This is a genomic window from Corynebacterium sp. Marseille-P4611, from assembly GCF_916618765.1.
Taxonomy (GTDB): Bacteria; Actinomycetota; Actinomycetes; order Mycobacteriales; family Mycobacteriaceae; genus Corynebacterium; species Corynebacterium marquesiae.
Genome location: NZ_CAKAKD010000001.1, coordinates 482959 through 498319, shown reverse-complemented (window position 1 = coordinate 498319; position 15361 = coordinate 482959). Strand labels below are relative to the sequence as shown.

The following is a 15361-nucleotide window of genomic DNA, read 5'->3' as shown; positions in this document are numbered from 1 at the left end:
CTTATTGTTCGCATCATCGAAAGGGATGAAGTCGAAGTGGCAGAAGCAGCCGGGCCGGGAAAGACCTTGGTGATCGTCGAGTCGGCGACGAAGGCGAAGAAGATTCAGCCTTACCTCGGAGATAACTACATCGTGGAGGCCTCTGTGGGCCATATCCGCGATCTTCCCCGCGGCGCTGCGGACGTGCCGGCTAAATATAAGAAGGAATCCTGGGCGCGCCTCGGCGTGAACCCGGAAGATGACTTCGCACCGCTGTATGTGGTGAGCCCCGATAAAAAGAAGAAGGTCGCGGACCTCAAGTCCAAGCTGAAGCAGTGCGATCAGCTCTACCTCGCAACAGACCCCGACCGTGAGGGCGAGGCCATCGCCTGGCACCTGCTTGAAGTCCTCAAGCCCAAGGTTCCGGTGCGCCGCATGGTCTTTAACGAGATCACCAAGTCCGCGATCCTGGAGGCCGCGGACAATACCCGCGATCTGGATTACAACCTTATCGACGCCCAGGAAACCCGCCGCATCCTCGACCGCCTCTACGGCTATGAGGTCTCCCCGGTGCTGTGGAAGAAGGTTATGCCGCGGCTTTCTGCCGGCCGCGTGCAGTCGGTGGCCACCCGCGTCATCGTCGAGCGTGAGCGCGAGCGCATGGCGTTCATCCCCGCGGACTACTGGGATCTGGCCGCCACGTTAGATACTGGCGCTGCGGACGGGGACAACCCAGCCACTTTCGACGCCCGCCTTACCGCCGTCGATAGCAAACGCGTGGCCTTGGGCCGCGACTTTGATGATCGCGGAAACGTCAAGAGCAAAGACGTCATCGTCATCACCGAGCCACAGGCCAAGGCCTTGGAGTCTGCGCTCCAAGGCGCGGGCATGGAAGTCGCTGGGGTCGAACACAAGCCCTATACGCGCAAGCCCTATGCGCCGTTTATGACGTCGACGCTGCAGCAGGAGGCCGGCCGCCGCCTGCACTTTACTTCTGAGCGCACCATGCGCATTGCGCAGCGCCTGTACGAAAACGGTCACATTACTTATATGCGTACGGACTCCACCTCGCTCTCTAAGCAGGGCCTGTCGGCTGCGCGCAATTCCGCTACCAGCATCTATGGTGCAGAATACGTCTCTGATTCCCCGCGCGTATATGACCGCAAGGTGAAAAATTCCCAGGAGGCCCACGAGGCCATCCGCCCGGCCGGCGAGTCCTTCGCCACCCCGGGCCAGCTCTCTGGCCAGTTGGATGCGGAGGAGTTTAAGCTCTATGACCTGATTTGGAAGCGCACCGTCGCCTCCCAGATGGCCGATGCCAAGGGAACCTCCATGAAGGTCACCGTAGCCGGCACCGCCGCCACCGATAAGGGCAGCTACGACGTGGAATTTTCCGCCACCGGCCGCACCATTACCTTCCCCGGCTTCTTGAAGGCCTACGGCGCTGACGACGCCAAGGGTGATAAGAAGGGCGAGACCCGCCTGCCGCACTTGGAGGAGGGCCGCGCCCTGACCGCCAAGGAGGTTACCGCCGAGGGCCACTCCACCAACCCGCCGGCGCGCTATACCGAGGCCAGCCTGGTCAAGAAGATGGAGGACTTGGGCATCGGCCGCCCGTCTACCTACGCGTCCATCATCAAGACCATCCAGGACCGCGGTTATGTGGTCTCGCGCGGCAATGCGCTGGTGCCTTCGTGGGTTGCCTTCGCCGTCGTGGGCCTGTTGGAGGAGAACTTCACCGAGTTGGTGGACTACGATTTCACCTCTTCCATGGAAGACGAGCTAGACCAGATTGCCACCGGTATCGAGGATGGCACCGCCTGGCTAAACGGCTTTTACTTCGGCAACGCCGAGGCCAACGAGCAGAAGGCGGCTTCCATTGCCCGTCACGGCGGCTTGAAGTCGCTTATCGACGTCAACCTGGAAGCCATCGACGCGCGCAAGGTTAACTCGCTACTGCTTTATACCGACGCCGAAGGTCGCGACGTCTTCGTGCGTGTAGGCCGCTACGGCCCGTACATCGAGCGCGCCGTTGGCACTAACGACGACGGCAGCATCGAGTATCAGCGCGCTAACCTGTCCGAAACCGTCACCCCGGATGGCCTCAACGAGGAGCTGGCGGAAAAGCTCTTCGCTACCCCGCAGGGCGGCCGCGAGCTGGGCGAGAACCCGGAAAACGGCCGCATGATCGTGGCCAAGGAGGGCCGCTTCGGCCCGTATGTCACCGAAGTCGTCCGCGAGGATGAGCGGGAGAAGGCCGAGGGTGAGGCCGAGGAGGTCGTCGCCAAGGAGCGCGCCGAGGAAGACAAGCAACGCGCCGAAGAAGGCAAGCGCGCCAAGAATTGGGAAACCAAGACGGCCGCGAAGCAGAAGGAAAAGCGCGTCAAGGAATACATCGAGAACAAGCTCAAGCCGGGTACGGCTTCGCTGTTTAGCTCCATGGAACCCTCCACCGTGACCTTGGAGGAGGCCCTCAAGCTGCTTTCCCTGCCGCGCGAGGTGGGCGAGGACGACGGCGTGATGATCACTGCGCAAAATGGCCGCTACGGCCCGTACCTGAAAAAGGGTACGGATTCGCGCTCCTTGGCCAAGGAAGAGCAGATCTTCACCATCACCTTGGATGAGGCCCGCCGCATCTATGCTGAGCCGAAGCGTCGCGGCCGCGCCGCCGCTCAGCCGCCGATCAAGCAGCTGGGCGATAATGACGTCTCCGGCAAGCCGATGACCGTGAAGGACGGCCGCTTCGGTCCGTACGTCACCGACGGCACCACCAATGCCTCCCTGCGCCGCGGCGATGACCCGGAGCAGCTTACCGACGCCCGCGCGAACGAGCTCCTTTCCGAGCGCCGCGCCAAGGAAGCTTCCGGCGAGACCAAGAAGAAGTCCTCTAAGAAGACGACGAAGAAGAAGGCGACCAAGAAGGCCACCAAAAAGTCCACGAAGAAGGCTGGCAAGAAGGCAACGAAGAAGCCTTCACCCGGCACGAAGAACGTGGTAAAGGCCGGCTCGCGCAAGAAGTAACCGCGTAAGGTGGCGGGCATGAACGATTTTCTTGCCCGCACCCAAGAAGGCGCTGCGGCCCTGAGGCGCGCCGTCACCATCAAAACGCGGCCGCAGCTTTTGGCCTCGGTTCGTGAAGAGCCCGTCGTTGGCGCCGGAGTCCTAGCCGCAGCTATTGGCCAGGTGGAAAAGGCCCGCACCCTGACCCGTCCTTCGGCGCTCGGCGTGGCGGCCGTAACGGCGAGCCATGCCACCTATGCGTGGAGCCTATATCGCCGCGGCGCGCGCAACGACGCCTTGGGCTGGGGTTTGCGCGCGGCCGTATGGGGCGCGGGCGTTGCCGCGACTCGCAAGGAGCCGACTGCCGCAGCCGTGGCGGTGGGCGGCGCGGCGGTACTCACGACCTCGGCAGTGGCGGGGGATCCGGCGCTGCGCACTGACGCCGGCAAGGGCATCAGCCACGGCGCCAACCTGCTCGTTGCGGCCGAGGGGCTGACGGCCCTGCGCGCGGCGCTCGCGCAGCACTATCGCGGTAAGTGGAAGCAGGGGGCGCGCCTAGTGGGCGCGGCCGAGGCGGGCGCCCTAGCGGTCGGCCATCTGCTGCTTCTCGATGGCCTGCGCCGCACCCGGTAACTGCGGCTGCATCGTCGGGCCGTAGGACAGGCGGCGGTGCACGGCCTCAAAAGGTCCGCGGCGGTCGAAGACTTCCAGCACGCAGGCTCCGATAAGCGTGACCAACCACACCGCGAAGGCCAGCGTGGCCTGGCCGAAGGCGCCCAGCTCGTGGCCGAAGTTCAGCGTGAATGGGTGCACGAGGAAGAAAAAGAGAATGGACTGCCCTACGTAGCCGCTCATGGAGCGCTTGCCCAGCGCCGCAAAGGGCCACAGCACTGCGGGCAGTGGCGCGCCGGCCGAAAGCCGCTCCTGCACCGGCTGTAGCAGCAGCGCGAGCCCGGCCAGGATGCCAGGGCCGGTAAAGACGCCGATGAAAGCGTTGGCATTATTGGCGGCATTGGCCCAGCGCTGCTCGATGACCCCGAGCGTGCTCAAAGACCACAAGGTGCCGATAACCACGGTGATGGCCGCTGCAATGGCGACCCAGCGCAGGAGGGTGGGGCGGTGAGAGGGGACGTCGGCAAGCACGCCCTGGCGCGCCCACACAAAGCCCACCAGCATCACGGGCAGGTACATCAGCAAAATGATCGGCGTGGCCAAGGCCTGGCTGCCTAAAGTAATAAGCTGGCTGAGCAGCAGATCGGGGTAGGACTCGATGGTGCCAATGCCCTCCGTGGCTACCACGCCGAGGGGATCCATAGCACCGGAAATAAAGGCCACAATCCCGCCAAGTGCGCACAGCGCAAAAAGAATATAGGCAATGAGCATCAGGGTAGAATCCCGCTTGCGCAGCAGGAATGCAATGACGATCCCGGCCACGCCGTAGAAAAACATAATGTCGCCCCAAAACAGCAGCACCATGTGCACCGCGCCCATGAGCGCCAAGAAGGTATAGCGCTTGGCGATGGTCCTGCGCGCCGCCCGCACCGGAAACCCGCGCCGCCACAGGCTCAGGGCAATGAGCCCCACGCCAAAGCCGAGCAGGGTAGAAAACATGGGAAGGCCGCGGTTGTGGACAAAGAAGGCGCTGAAGACGACGGCCGCCTTATCCCACGCGCTGCCATCAATGATGCCGCCGAAATAGCTGCCCGGCCGGTCGGTGGTGATGATCCACGCCGTGGTCATATTGGCCATGGCGATGCCTAGGAGGGCCATGCCGCGCGCCACATCGGGCACGATCATGCGGGGCCGGGAAGCTGAGCTCACTTAAAACCTCGTTATACCTCGGAACGTTCTGCCAGGGTAGCGCGGATAGGGCGAGCCAGCTGGGTCATGCGGTGACGCCCACGCAGCTCAATGGATTTCATCATAGTCCAGCGGGCCTGCTCGGCCTCATTGGCGGTCTTGAGCGTGGCGGCATTGGTGAGCACCTGGCCCGGGGTGTCCTTGGCCAGCTCGGTCAGGCGCGCAGCCTCGTTCACGGCGTCACCAATGACGGTATATTCGAAGCGATCCGCGCCGCCGATGTGCCCGGCGACGACGTGCCCCGCCGCCACGCCGATGCCCGCTTGCAGCTCCAGCCCGCGCAACTCGCCGCGCAGCTCGCGGGCGGCCTGCAGCGCCACGGAGGCGGAATCATAAACATTGAGCGGCGCGCCAAAAACGGCGAGGGCGGCATCGCCCTGGAACTTGTTAATGATGCCTTTATTGCGGTGCACTACCTCGACAACGTGCTCGAAGAACTTATTGAGCTCCTCTACTACCTCCTCGGGGGAGTGGTTGACGGCGAAGGTAGTAGAACCAATGACGTCAATGAAGAGCACAGCGACCTTGCGGTCCTCGCCTCCCAACTCGGGGCGCTCCTCTAGGGCGCGCTGCGCCACCTCGGCGCCGACGTAGCGGCCGAAGATATCGCGCACGCGATTGCGCTCGCGCAGGCCGCGCATCATCTCGTTGAAACCGGCCTGCAGTACGCCCAGCTCGGACCCGTCATAGATATCGACCTCGGCATTGTTCTCGCCGCGGCGCACCCGGTTAATGGCGTCCTGCAGCTCCACGATCGGGTCCACTACGCTCATCACCGCGAAGCTAGTACCGATAAACCCGGTGGCCAGAGCGGTAAGGGCCAGGGCCGTGATGGCGGGAACCAGGTCTCCTGCGGTGCCGGAGAAGAGCCCGGTGCGCTGGGCGATGAGCATGAGCAAGATGCCCAGCAGCGGCACGCCGGAGGTCATCAGCCAGGTTGAAATGAGGCGGTACTTGATGGGCGGCTCTAGGGTGGAATCCTCAAAGCGCCGTGCCACCGCCTGGGCGGCCACCGGGCGTACGAGGCGCTCTGCCTGCAGGTAGGTCAAGATGATCACCACGAGGCCGGCCAGGGTGGCAGATACGCCAACGACCAGCCCCAGGCGGCCGGATTCCTGCCCGGAAATCACCACGGCCAGGATGATGCCGATGAGCCACACTGCGGCCGCCACCACGGATTGATAGACGGGGATGCGCAGCACTAAGTTGCGCACCATATTCGGATCGTGCTCGTCCGGATTGCGCTGCCAGTCCAGCACCGGGCGGAATAGCAGCAGGGTGACGGCGATGCCGATGACCACGGCAAAGATGAGGTACACCGCGGCGACGCCCATCAGGCTGGGCAGCTCGGCGGCAAAGTTCTTAATCTCCGGCATCGGCAGGAAATAAAGGACAAAAGTCATGATGGCGATGGCGCCGATGAGGTTCGCGCCAAGGACTAAGGCGGCGTAGACCGGCCATTGGGTACCCATGAGCCATCGTGCGCCGCGCAGTAGTCTGTTCATGCCTTCATACTTTAGTAAGACCAGTAGGCTAGGGCGAGTGAATACCGGAAGCGTTGCGCAAAGATTGGCAGATACCCCAGGTGTGGCCCGCACTATCTTGGGTGCCGCCCGGGCAGCTCGGGGGATGCCGGGGGCAGACCCACGGGCGATGAGCCATTCCTGGCTATTTACTGGCCCGCCGGGCTCCGGCCGTTCCCTGGCCGCGATCGATTTTGCGGCCGCGCTCATGTGCACGGATCCGGAGGAACCAGGCTGCGGCCGCTGCGAGGCTTGCCGCGCGGTGCTGGAGACCAAACAACACACCGATCTGGTCCTCGTGGATCCGCAGGAGGTCATCATCCCCGTGGATACGGTGCGCGAGGTCATCGGCCGTGCCGCGAGCCTGCCCACGGTGGCCCCTTGGCGCGTGGTGATCTTCAACAACGCCGACCGCCTCAACAATAACGGCGCGAATGCCCTGCTCAAGACGGTAGAAGAGCCGCCGGCGCGCACCGTGATCATCATGTGCGCGCCTTCCGACGCCCCCGAGGACTTCTCCCAGACCCTTCGCTCGCGTTGCCGCCACCTCTACATTCCCTCCCCGTCGGTGGAGAGCATTACCGCCCAGTTGGTCAGCGAGGGTGCCTCGGATCACGACGCCCACTTGGCCGCCCTCACCTCCCTCCGCCACGTCGGCCGGGCGCGGCGCCTGGTCAACGATCCGGCGGTGCAAAAACGCCGCGCGGTGGCCATCAACCTGGCAGAGGAGGTCTTCCACGGCTCCCAGGGCTTCCAGGCGGTGACCTCGTTGCTGAAGCTGGTGGACTCGGAGGCGAAGGAGTCGCATAAGGAACAGGAAGAGGCCGAGCTGGCGAAGCTGGAACAGACCCTCGGTGTGGGTGCGAAGGGCAAAGGCGCGGCTAAGGCGCAGCGCGACGCCCGCTCCGCCATTAAAGACTTACAGGATCAGCACAAGAAGAGAGCCAAGCGCCGGGTTATCGACAACCTGGACCTTGTGCTTGTTGATCTCTCCGGCGTCTACCGCGATGCGCTCATGCAGAAGGTGGGCGCGCAGGTGGATCTCACCCACCCGGATTTCGCTGGACTTTCTGGTGAGATCGCGCAGCGCGTGAGCGAAGAAGGCCTGCTGGAGTGCCAAGCGGCCATCACGTTGTGCCGCGAGCAGCTCACCCAAAACGTCGGCACGCAGATTGCCTTTGACGGGCTAGTGGGCCGGCTGCGCCGCGCGTGTCTGTAAATGGGTGAATAGTTGGGGGCCGATTTCTATTCCGCGGCGCCCCTAGGTTAAACTTTCTCTTGCTGCACTGGCGTATGCCGAGCAGCGCGCCGCCTTAGCTCAGTCGGTAGAGCATTTCACTCGTAATGAAAAGGTCGCGAGTTCGATTCTCGCAGGCGGCTCCACAGTGGCCGCAGGTGTATAGCCTGCGGCCTTTCGCGTATTCGGGGGAGGTGCGCGCTAAGCCTCGCCGTGGTTATTGAGCAGGCGCGGGACCACCTTGCCGGTGGCGTTGCGCGGGAGCTTGGCCAGGAAGTGCACGTCGCGCGGCACGGAGTGATCGGCGAGCTTGGTGCGGACCCAGTCGCGGATGGCGTCGGCGGTGAGGGCCTTTCCGGCGGCGTCGGCAGTAGGCACCGCCCACACGGCGATGCGTTGGAAGGTCTCGCTATCCTTTACGCCGCCAGCATGGACCTCGTGGATGCCGGGCATGGCCTCGAGGACCTCGGTGACGGACTGCGGGTGGACGTTTTCGCCGCCGACGATGATCATGTCATCGGCGCGGCCGACCACGTGCAGGAAGTCGTGCTCGTCGATGTAGCCCAAATCGCCGATGGAAATGAGCCCGTCCACCTTATTGAGCCGCAGGTTCGGGTTGGTATAGCCGGTCATCGCGGTGGAGTTGGTCAGGTAGATCTCTCCCACCTCGCCGCGCGGAACCGGGTGGCCCTCCTTATCGAGGATGCGCAGCTTCGTGCCCGAGGCCACGCGCCCGGCGATGGTGGGGTTGGCGGCCACCTGATCCATGGTGGCGGTCGTCGCGAGCGCGAGCTCGGTGGATCCGTACACGTTGCACAGGATGGCGCCGAAGCGCTCATTGGTCTCCTTGACCACCTCCGGGGTCAGTGCATTGCCGGCCGAGGCGATGAATTTCAGGCTCGAGGTATCGAACTCACCGGCTGGGTCCCGCTCCACCAAGCGCTTAAAGAAGATGGGGGAGGAAATCATGCCATCGAGGCGGTAGCGCTGGACATCGTCAAGCACCTGCTCCGCGTCGAATACGCGGCGGGTGACGATGGTATTGCGCAGGCCCAGCGCGATATTGATGCAGGCCCAGCCCCAGGTGTGAAAAATGGAGGCGGTGAGCTGCAGGCGCTGGTCGGCGCGCCACGGAATCGTATCCACGATGGAGGCCAGCACCACGGGCAGGGTCGGTTCCGGCCGCACAATGCCCTTCGGAATGCCGGTGGTGCCGGAGGACATGAGCACGATTGGGCCGTGCTTGGGGAAGCGCGGCAGCTCCACGGCCGGTGGGTTCTTCACAATCTTGTCCAGCTTCGGCAGATCGCTTGCGCCCGTATCGTGCGCGATAATGACCGGGATATCGGTGTCCACGCGGTCGATGAACTCATCATCCACCACGAGCACGTTGATGCCATTTTCCTCGATGCAGCCGGCCAGCTGTTCCGGGGAAGAACCCACGTTGAGCAGGTAAATAGAAGCGCCCACATAGCCCTTGGCGCCGAGTGGAATGATGATGCCGCGGCCGTTGCGCGCCATGACGCCGAGGCGAATCTCGGGCAGGTCCAGCGAGCGGAGATAGCGGGCGAAGCCCTGCGTGTGGGTGCGCAGCTGGCGGTAGGTGAGGGTGCCGTCGTCGTCGATAAGCGCCAAGCGCTCCGGGCAGGCGAGGTAGCCCTGTTCTATCTCGCGCGCGGTGGTGAAGCGGTAGCGGGCCAGGTTCGGCAGCAGATTGAGCTGGGCCTTCGCGCCGCCTTGGTGGCTGACAAGTCCGGCGTTAAGAAGCGCCGGCACGAACCGGCCGAGGGCTGCAGCGTGGAATGTGAAATCAGAAAAATTCACGATCGGGAAAGCTCCAAATTAGCGAAGATAACGAAAAGATAACCATGGACGATATCGTGAGAGAGGCGGGCGGTGTTGCCGCCAACTCGAAATATGTTACAGAAGTGACTACAGTTACCTGAAGTTACTGGTGTTTCTAGAAAAGGATCTCATGAAATCTCTGCAGCTGAAAGTACTCTCCGTGGTGGCTTCCGCGCTGACCGTGCTGGGTGCGGTGGCCGCGCCGCAGGCCACCGCCGCGGAGCGCAACCTAGTGGCCTTCGGCGATTCCGTCTTGGCGGATCCAGACGCCGGCTCCTACTTCGCCCACCGCTACGATCCCTCTAAAGGTGTGGGCGTAGATTGCCCGACCTCCAATAACTACGCCAAGCGCGCCGGCGCCAAGCTGCGCCTTCCGGTGCGGGACTTCTCCTGCTCCGGTGCCGTGTCCATGTCCCCCGGCCCGCAGGTTTCCCAGCAGGTGGATGCGGCCATCCGTACCGGCGCGCTGAGCCCGGCCACTAACCGCGTGGTCATCACCACCGGCTTTAATGACACCTACAACCACCGCGATATGAACCTGCCGCAGATTCGCAAGCAGTTCGCGGACCGCACCGCCCCGCAGATCGAGCGCATTAAGCGCGCAGCCCCGAACGCCCGCGTGCAGATCGTGGGATACCCCACCATCGGTTCCGGCCCGTACTACTGCCTATTCCACTTCGGACCGCGCCCGGCCGATTCCACCTTCCTGCCGGGCATTCAGGACTTTGAGAATAAGGCGCAGTGGATGCAGGTAGATCTGGCGGCGCGCACCGGCGTGCAGTTCCTAGACCTGAAGCCCTCTACTCGCAATAACGGCATGTGCGCCGATGCAAACCAGCGCATGTGGGCTGGTCTGGTGGACTTTACTGGCGGCGACGGCAACCTGCCCATCCACATGAACCAGCGCGGCCACGAGCATGCGGCCAACGTTATCGCCCGCTCTTAAAAAGAGTTTTCAATAATGCGCCGGTTTTGAAAATATAGGTACGCTCGGGTGCATGACTGTAAAAGCTGTTATTGCCCGCTCCAAGGGCGCGGAAGTCGAAACCGTCAACATTGTCGTTCCTGATCCCGGCCCTAATGACGTCATCGTGCGCGTCCAGGCCTGCGGTGTGTGCCACACCGACCTTGCCTACCGCGATGGCGATATTGAAGACGCCTTCCCCTTCCTGCTCGGCCACGAGGCCGCAGGCGTAGTAGAGACCGTAGGTTCTGCGGTCACCCACGTGGAGGAAGGCGACTTCGTCATTTTGAACTGGCGCGCCGTGTGCGGCGAGTGCCGCGCCTGCAAGAAGGGCGAGCCAAAGTACTGCTTCAATACCCACAACGCCTCCAAGAAGATGACCCTCGAGGATGGCACCGAACTTACGCCCGCGCTGGGCATCGGTTCCTTCGCGGAGAAGACCCTGGTCCACGAGGGCCAGTGCACCAAGGTGGAAGACACCGACCCAGCCGCCGCTGGCCTGCTGGGTTGCGGCATCATGGCGGGCCTCGGCGCTGCCGTGAATACCGGCGATATCCAGCTCGGCGAGTCCGTTGCCGTCTTTGGCTGCGGCGGCGTTGGCATGGCGGCCATTGCGGGCGCCAAGCTGGCGAGCGCGGCGAAAATCATCGCCGTGGATATCGACGAGTCCAAGCTGGAGACCGCCCGCGAGTTCGGCGCGACCGACACCATCTGCTCCAAGGACCTTTCGGAGCAGGAGGTTATTGACGCCGTCCGCGAGCTCACCGGCGGCTTCGGCACCGATGTCTCCATCGACGCCGTGGGCATCCAGCCCACCTGGCGCCAGGCCTTCTACTCTCGCGACCACGCCGGCCGCATGGTCATGGTGGGCGTGCCGAACCTCACCGATCACGTGGACATTCCGGCCATCGACCTCTACGGCCGCGGCGGTTCCATCAAGCCTGCGTGGTACGGCGATTGCCTCCCAGAGCGCGATTTCCCCGCTTACGTAGCGCTGTCCAAGGCCGGCAACTTCCCGCTGGACAAGTTCGTCACCGAGCGCATTGCGCTTGACGACGTCGAGCAGGCCTTCGCCACCATGAAGTACGGCAAGGTTCTGCGTTCTGTGGTGGAGTTCTAATGCGTATCGATAGCACGGTTACTTCTGGCAAGTTCCGCCTCGATGGCGGCGAATGGGATGTGGACAATAATGTCTACGTCGTGGGCGATGACTCCAGCGTCTACGTGGTGGACCCCTCCCACGACCTCGATGCGGTAGCAGAGCTCGTGGGCGACCGTCGCGTAGAAGGCATCTTGCTCACCCACGCGCACAATGACCACTGCGAGCTCGCCCCCGAGGCCGCAAAGCGCTTCGATACCGAGGTCTACCTGCACCCGGACGATGACATGCTGTGGCAGGAGTCCAATGGCGATGCTCCGTACACGCCATTGGCGGACCGCGGTCAGTTCGATATTGGCGGCGAGAAGATTACGGTCTACCACACCCCGGGTCACTCGCCGGGCTGCGTGGTGCTGCACGTGGGCGAGACGCTGCTGTCGGGCGATACGCTCTTCAACGGCGGCCCTGGTGCCACTGGCCGCAAGTACTCCGACTTCGATGTGATCATCGAGTCGCTGAAGAACGTCGTCTTCACTCTGCCGGAGGACACTAAGGTCCTGCCAGGGCATGGCGACGCCACCACGGTGGGCGCGGAGGCCGCGCGCATCGACGAATACATCGAGCGCGGCTACTAGCCTCTAAAACGCCCGCAGGTACTCGCCGTAGCCGGACTTGAGTAACGGCTCGGCGAGTTTTTCTAGCTGGGCGCGGTCGATAAAGCCCGCCTCATATGCGGCGACCTCGGGCGATCCGATAACGATCCCGGTGCGTTTTTGCATCACCTCGACGTAGGCGGAGGCCTCGCTCATCGAGTCCACCGTTCCTGTATCGAGCCACACGCTCCCGCGGTGCAGGCGCTGGACATTGAGCTCGCCGCGGCGCAGGTACTCTTCGTTCACGGCCGTGATTTCCAGTTCGCCGCGGCCGCTGGGCGTGATGCCCTTGGCTATCTCCACCACCGAGTTGTCGTAGAAGTACAAGCCCACCACCGCGTGGTTCGATCGCGGTACCTCCGGCTTTTCCTCGATGCTCAGCGCATGGCCTGCGGCGTCGAATTCCACCACTCCGTAGCGTTGCGGATCCGAAACCTCGTAGGCGAAGATGATGCCGCCCTCCGGATCCTGGCAGTGGGCGAGCTCGCCGCCGAAGCCGTGGAAGATATTATCGCCGAGCACCAGCGCGACGCTGTCGTCTCCAATAAACTCCTCGCCAATCAAAAAGGCCTGCGCAAGACCCTCCGGCCGCGGTTGGACCGCGTAATCGATCATCAGCCCGAGCTGCGATCCATCGCCAAAGAGGCGCTGGAAAGCCCCCGCATCCTCCGGGGTGGTAATGATGAGGATTTCTCGAATGCCCGCTTGAATGAGCGTGGTTAGCGGGTAATAAATCATCGGCTTGTCATAAATGGGCATGAGCTGCTTCGAGATGCCCTTGGTAATCGGGTAGAGCCGCGTGCCGGAACCGCCGGCCAGGATGATGCCTTTCATTTAATCCTCCGGGTACAGCGCCAAATACAGGGCAAGGGCCGCACGCCAATTCTGCGGCTTGAAGCCGGTAGCCTCGATTTTATCTAGCGCAAGCGTCGACTCCTTAGGGCGCGGCGCCTCGGGGCCCGCGATCTCGCGGTACTGCTCGGTGCTTACCGGAGTGACCTCGGCCGGGTCGTGGCCGAGCCCGATGAACACGGCCATGGCAATCTCATCGCGGCCCACGGTATCGCCCGAGTTAGACAGGTTATACACGCCGTAGTCCGCGTCGGAATTGAGCAGGTGGACGATGCCCTTGGCAAGATCCTCGGCAAACGTGGGCCGCCCGCGCTGGTCGTGGATGACCTTCGGCTCCACTCCCTTAGCGGCCAGCCGGCGCATGGTGGACATGAAATTCTCACCATCACCAAAGACCCAGGAAGTACGAATGACGTAGTGCTGCGGCGCGGTTTGCGCGGCGGTATCACCCGCGGCTTTCGACGCCCCGTATGCACTGAGCGGCGACAGTAGCTCCTCCTCGGAGTGGACCTCGTTCGCCCCATCGAAGATATAGTCGCTCGAGACATGCACCAGCGTGATCTGGTTTTCTGCGGCGATGCGCGCCAGCTTTGCAGGTCCCTCCGCGTTGACGGCCCAAGCGGCGGCGCGGTCGTTCTCGGCGCCGTTGACGTCGTTATACGCCGCGCAATTAATGATGGCCGAGTACTGCTTCCAATTCCGTTCCGGCGGATTGGTGATGTCGAAGTCGGCGTGGGTGCAAAATTCGGCGTCGGCAAGCAGGCGCTTCAACGCCCGCCCCAACTGCCCATTCGCGCCTGTGACGAGGATACGGCGGGCGGGCATCGGGCTCACCTCTGCAAGATCGGGGTGCTGCTTGTCCTTGTCCGAAATCTCGGTGGGCTCTAGCGGCCAGTCGACGATGCTGAGGTTCACCGCGGCATAGCGCGCCTCGGCCGACCAATGCTCATTGACCAGGTAGCAGTAGGAGGTTTCCTCCAGCGCCTGAAAGCCATTAGCGACGCCTCGCGGCACAAACACCGCTGTCTCCGGCCCCACCTCGTGGGTGACGACCTCGCCAAAGCTCTCCGATCCCTCGCGTAAATCGCACCACGCGCCGAAGATCTTGCCGTGCGCCACCGAGACGAGTTTGTCCCACGGCTCGGCGTGCAGGCCGCGGGTGGCTCCGGCGTGGTTATAAGAAATATTGTTCTGTACCGGCTGGAAGCTCGCGAGCTCGGGCGCGAGGCCGGTGAATTTTTCGCGTTGCCAATTCTCCTTAAACCAGCCGCGGTTATCGCTGTGCACGTCGAGGTCGATGATGAGCAGCCCCGGGATGGCGGTTTCGGTAATACGCATATCTACTGTCCTTGCTGCTTGTAGCGGGCTTCCACGTTTTCTTTCTCGGGCTTCCACCAGCCTTCGTTATCGCGATACCACGCGATGGTGTCTTCGAGACCGGCGCGGATATCCGTGAACCGCGGGGCCCAGCCCAGCTCGCGACGCAGCTTGGTGGCGTCCATGGCATAACGCTGATCGTGGCCGGGGCGGTCCGCTACGTGCTCATAGAGTGCGCGCCCATTGCGGGTGTGGCCCATGATTTCGCAGATCAGCTCAATGACCTGCTTATTATTAATATCTTCTTGGTCCGCGCCGATAATGTAGGTCTCGCCGATGCGGCCCCGCTCGAGGATGGCGAGCACCGCTTTGTTGTGGTCATCGACGTGGATCCAGTCGCGCACCTGCTCGCCCGTGCCGTAGAGCTTGGGCGTGTGTCCGGAGAGGATATTGGTGATTTGGCGGGGGATGAACTTCTCGATGTGCTGGTACGGCCCGTAATTATTGGAGCAGTTTGAGATGGTCGCGCGCAGCCCGAAGGAACGCACCCATGCTCGCAGGAGGTGGTCAGACCCCGCCTTGGTGGCTGAGTACGGGCTGGAGGGAGCGTAGGCGGTGTCCTCAGTAAACTTGGTGTCTGCCCCGATTTCCAGATCGCCGAAAACCTCGTCAGTGGAGACATGGTGGAGGCGGGTATCGTGCTTGCGGCAGGCTTCCAGAAGGGTGAATGTGCCTACGAGGTTCGTGTGGATGAAGGGCGAGGGGTCGCGCAAAGAATTGTCGTTATGGGACTCGGCGGCAAAATGAACCACTACATCCGCAGCGGCGACGAGCGGTTCTACGGTGGCGGGATCGGCGATATCCCCCTCCACGAGGTCGATATCGAGGCCGGCGAGGTTGGCGCGGTTTCCGGCGTAGGTGAGCTTATCGAGCACCGTAACGCGGGTATCGGGGCGCGCCTGGCATATTAGGCGCACGAAATTGGCGCCGATAAAACCGGCGCCGCCAGTGACGAGCATCGTTTGCATGGTT

12 protein-coding genes and 1 tRNA gene are annotated in these 15361 nt (G+C 63.0%); 7 read left to right on the top strand and 6 right to left on the bottom strand.

Going from position 1 to position 15361, the window contains the following annotated elements; genetic code table 11:
• Positions 1-36 precede the first annotated feature (36 nt).
• Both topA and LG376_RS02485 read left to right on the top strand, forming a co-directional pair.
• Positions 37-3000, top strand: coding sequence for a type I DNA topoisomerase (topA, locus tag LG376_RS02490; protein ID WP_049377804.1), 2964 nt, complete (start codon positions 37-39; stop codon positions 2998-3000).
• A gap of 18 nt (positions 3001-3018) precedes the next feature.
• Complete coding sequence (locus LG376_RS02485) at positions 3019-3612, top strand: hypothetical protein (RefSeq protein ID WP_049377805.1); 594 nt, start codon at positions 3019-3021, stop codon at positions 3610-3612.
• Here the strand turns inward: LG376_RS02485 and LG376_RS02480 are convergent.
• Both LG376_RS02480 and LG376_RS02475 read right to left on the bottom strand, forming a co-directional pair.
• Positions 3562-4800 (bottom strand): DUF418 domain-containing protein, encoded by a 1239-nt coding sequence (locus tag LG376_RS02480; protein WP_225746066.1) that lies wholly within the window; start codon positions 4798-4800, stop codon positions 3562-3564. The genes LG376_RS02485 and LG376_RS02480 overlap by 51 nt on opposite strands.
• Positions 4801-4811: 11 nt before the next feature.
• Entirely contained in the window at positions 4812-6344 is a 1533-nt protein-coding gene (locus LG376_RS02475; protein WP_049377807.1) for an adenylate/guanylate cyclase domain-containing protein, read from the bottom strand.
• A 37-nt stretch (positions 6345-6381) separates the two neighbouring features.
• Between LG376_RS02475 and LG376_RS02470 the strand changes: the two genes are divergently transcribed.
• Entirely contained in the window at positions 6382-7581 is a 1200-nt protein-coding gene (locus tag LG376_RS02470) for a DNA polymerase III subunit delta' (protein WP_370633331.1), read from the top strand.
• An 88-nt stretch (positions 7582-7669) separates the two neighbouring features.
• Positions 7670-7745: transfer RNA gene (locus tag LG376_RS02465), tRNA-Thr, on the top strand.
• A 55-nt stretch (positions 7746-7800) separates the two neighbouring features.
• On the opposite strand, the gene LG376_RS02460 is transcribed toward LG376_RS02465, so the two are convergent.
• The gene (locus tag LG376_RS02460; protein ID WP_225746064.1) at positions 7801-9423 is read right to left on the bottom strand and encodes an AMP-binding protein; all 1623 of its coding nucleotides are present in this window, start codon (positions 9421-9423) and stop codon (positions 7801-7803) included.
• A 151-nt stretch (positions 9424-9574) separates the two neighbouring features.
• On the opposite strand from LG376_RS02460, the gene LG376_RS02455 reads away from it, so the two are divergent.
• Genes LG376_RS02455 through LG376_RS02445 form a run of 3 tightly spaced genes read left to right on the top strand, consistent with a single transcriptional unit; the run spans position 9575 to position 12142 of the window.
• The gene (locus LG376_RS02455) at positions 9575-10390 is read left to right on the top strand and encodes a GDSL-type esterase/lipase family protein (RefSeq protein WP_225746063.1); all 816 of its coding nucleotides are present in this window, start codon (positions 9575-9577) and stop codon (positions 10388-10390) included.
• 52 nt (positions 10391-10442) lie between these two features.
• Positions 10443-11528: an S-(hydroxymethyl)mycothiol dehydrogenase gene (locus LG376_RS02450; RefSeq protein WP_225746062.1), complete on the top strand. Its 1086-nt coding sequence runs from the start codon at positions 10443-10445 to the stop codon at positions 11526-11528.
• The gene (locus LG376_RS02445) at positions 11528-12142 is read left to right on the top strand and encodes an MBL fold metallo-hydrolase (protein ID WP_005323087.1); all 615 of its coding nucleotides are present in this window, start codon (positions 11528-11530) and stop codon (positions 12140-12142) included. The genes LG376_RS02450 and LG376_RS02445 overlap by 1 nt, the downstream gene beginning before the upstream one ends.
• Positions 12143-12145: 3 nt before the next feature.
• On the opposite strand, the gene rfbA is transcribed toward LG376_RS02445, so the two are convergent.
• The 3 genes from rfbA to rfbB are packed head-to-tail and all read right to left on the bottom strand — an operon-like array spanning position 12146 to position 15357.
• Positions 12146-12994 (bottom strand): glucose-1-phosphate thymidylyltransferase RfbA, encoded by an 849-nt coding sequence (rfbA, locus tag LG376_RS02440; RefSeq protein ID WP_225746061.1) that lies wholly within the window; start codon positions 12992-12994, stop codon positions 12146-12148.
• Positions 12995-14350 (bottom strand): sugar nucleotide-binding protein, encoded by a 1356-nt coding sequence (locus tag LG376_RS02435; RefSeq protein WP_225746060.1) that lies wholly within the window; start codon positions 14348-14350, stop codon positions 12995-12997. It abuts the gene before it with no gap.
• Between the two features lie 2 nt (positions 14351-14352).
• Positions 14353-15357, bottom strand: a complete 1005-nt coding sequence (gene rfbB / locus LG376_RS02430; RefSeq protein ID WP_225746059.1) for a dTDP-glucose 4,6-dehydratase — start codon at positions 15355-15357, stop codon at positions 14353-14355.
• Positions 15358-15361: the final 4 nt, after the last annotated feature.

Coding starts and splice junctions, on each gene's coding strand:
- LG376_RS02445 (WP_005323087.1), top strand. CDS start 11,528: ATGCGTATCGATAGCACGGTTACTTCTGGCAAGTTCCGCCTCGATGGC.
- LG376_RS02485 (WP_049377805.1), top strand. CDS start 3,019: ATGAACGATTTTCTTGCCCGCACCCAAGAAGGCGCTGCGGCCCTGAGG.
- LG376_RS02450 (WP_225746062.1), top strand. CDS start 10,443: ATGACTGTAAAAGCTGTTATTGCCCGCTCCAAGGGCGCGGAAGTCGAA.
- rfbA (WP_225746061.1), bottom strand. CDS start 12,994: ATGAAAGGCATCATCCTGGCCGGCGGTTCCGGCACGCGGCTCTACCCG.
- rfbB (WP_225746059.1), bottom strand. CDS start 15,357: ATGCAAACGATGCTCGTCACTGGCGGCGCCGGTTTTATCGGCGCCAAT.
- LG376_RS02455 (WP_225746063.1), top strand. CDS start 9,575: ATGAAATCTCTGCAGCTGAAAGTACTCTCCGTGGTGGCTTCCGCGCTG.
- LG376_RS02475 (WP_049377807.1), bottom strand. CDS start 6,344: ATGAACAGACTACTGCGCGGCGCACGATGGCTCATGGGTACCCAATGG.
- LG376_RS02435 (WP_225746060.1), bottom strand. CDS start 14,350: ATGCGTATTACCGAAACCGCCATCCCGGGGCTGCTCATCATCGACCTC.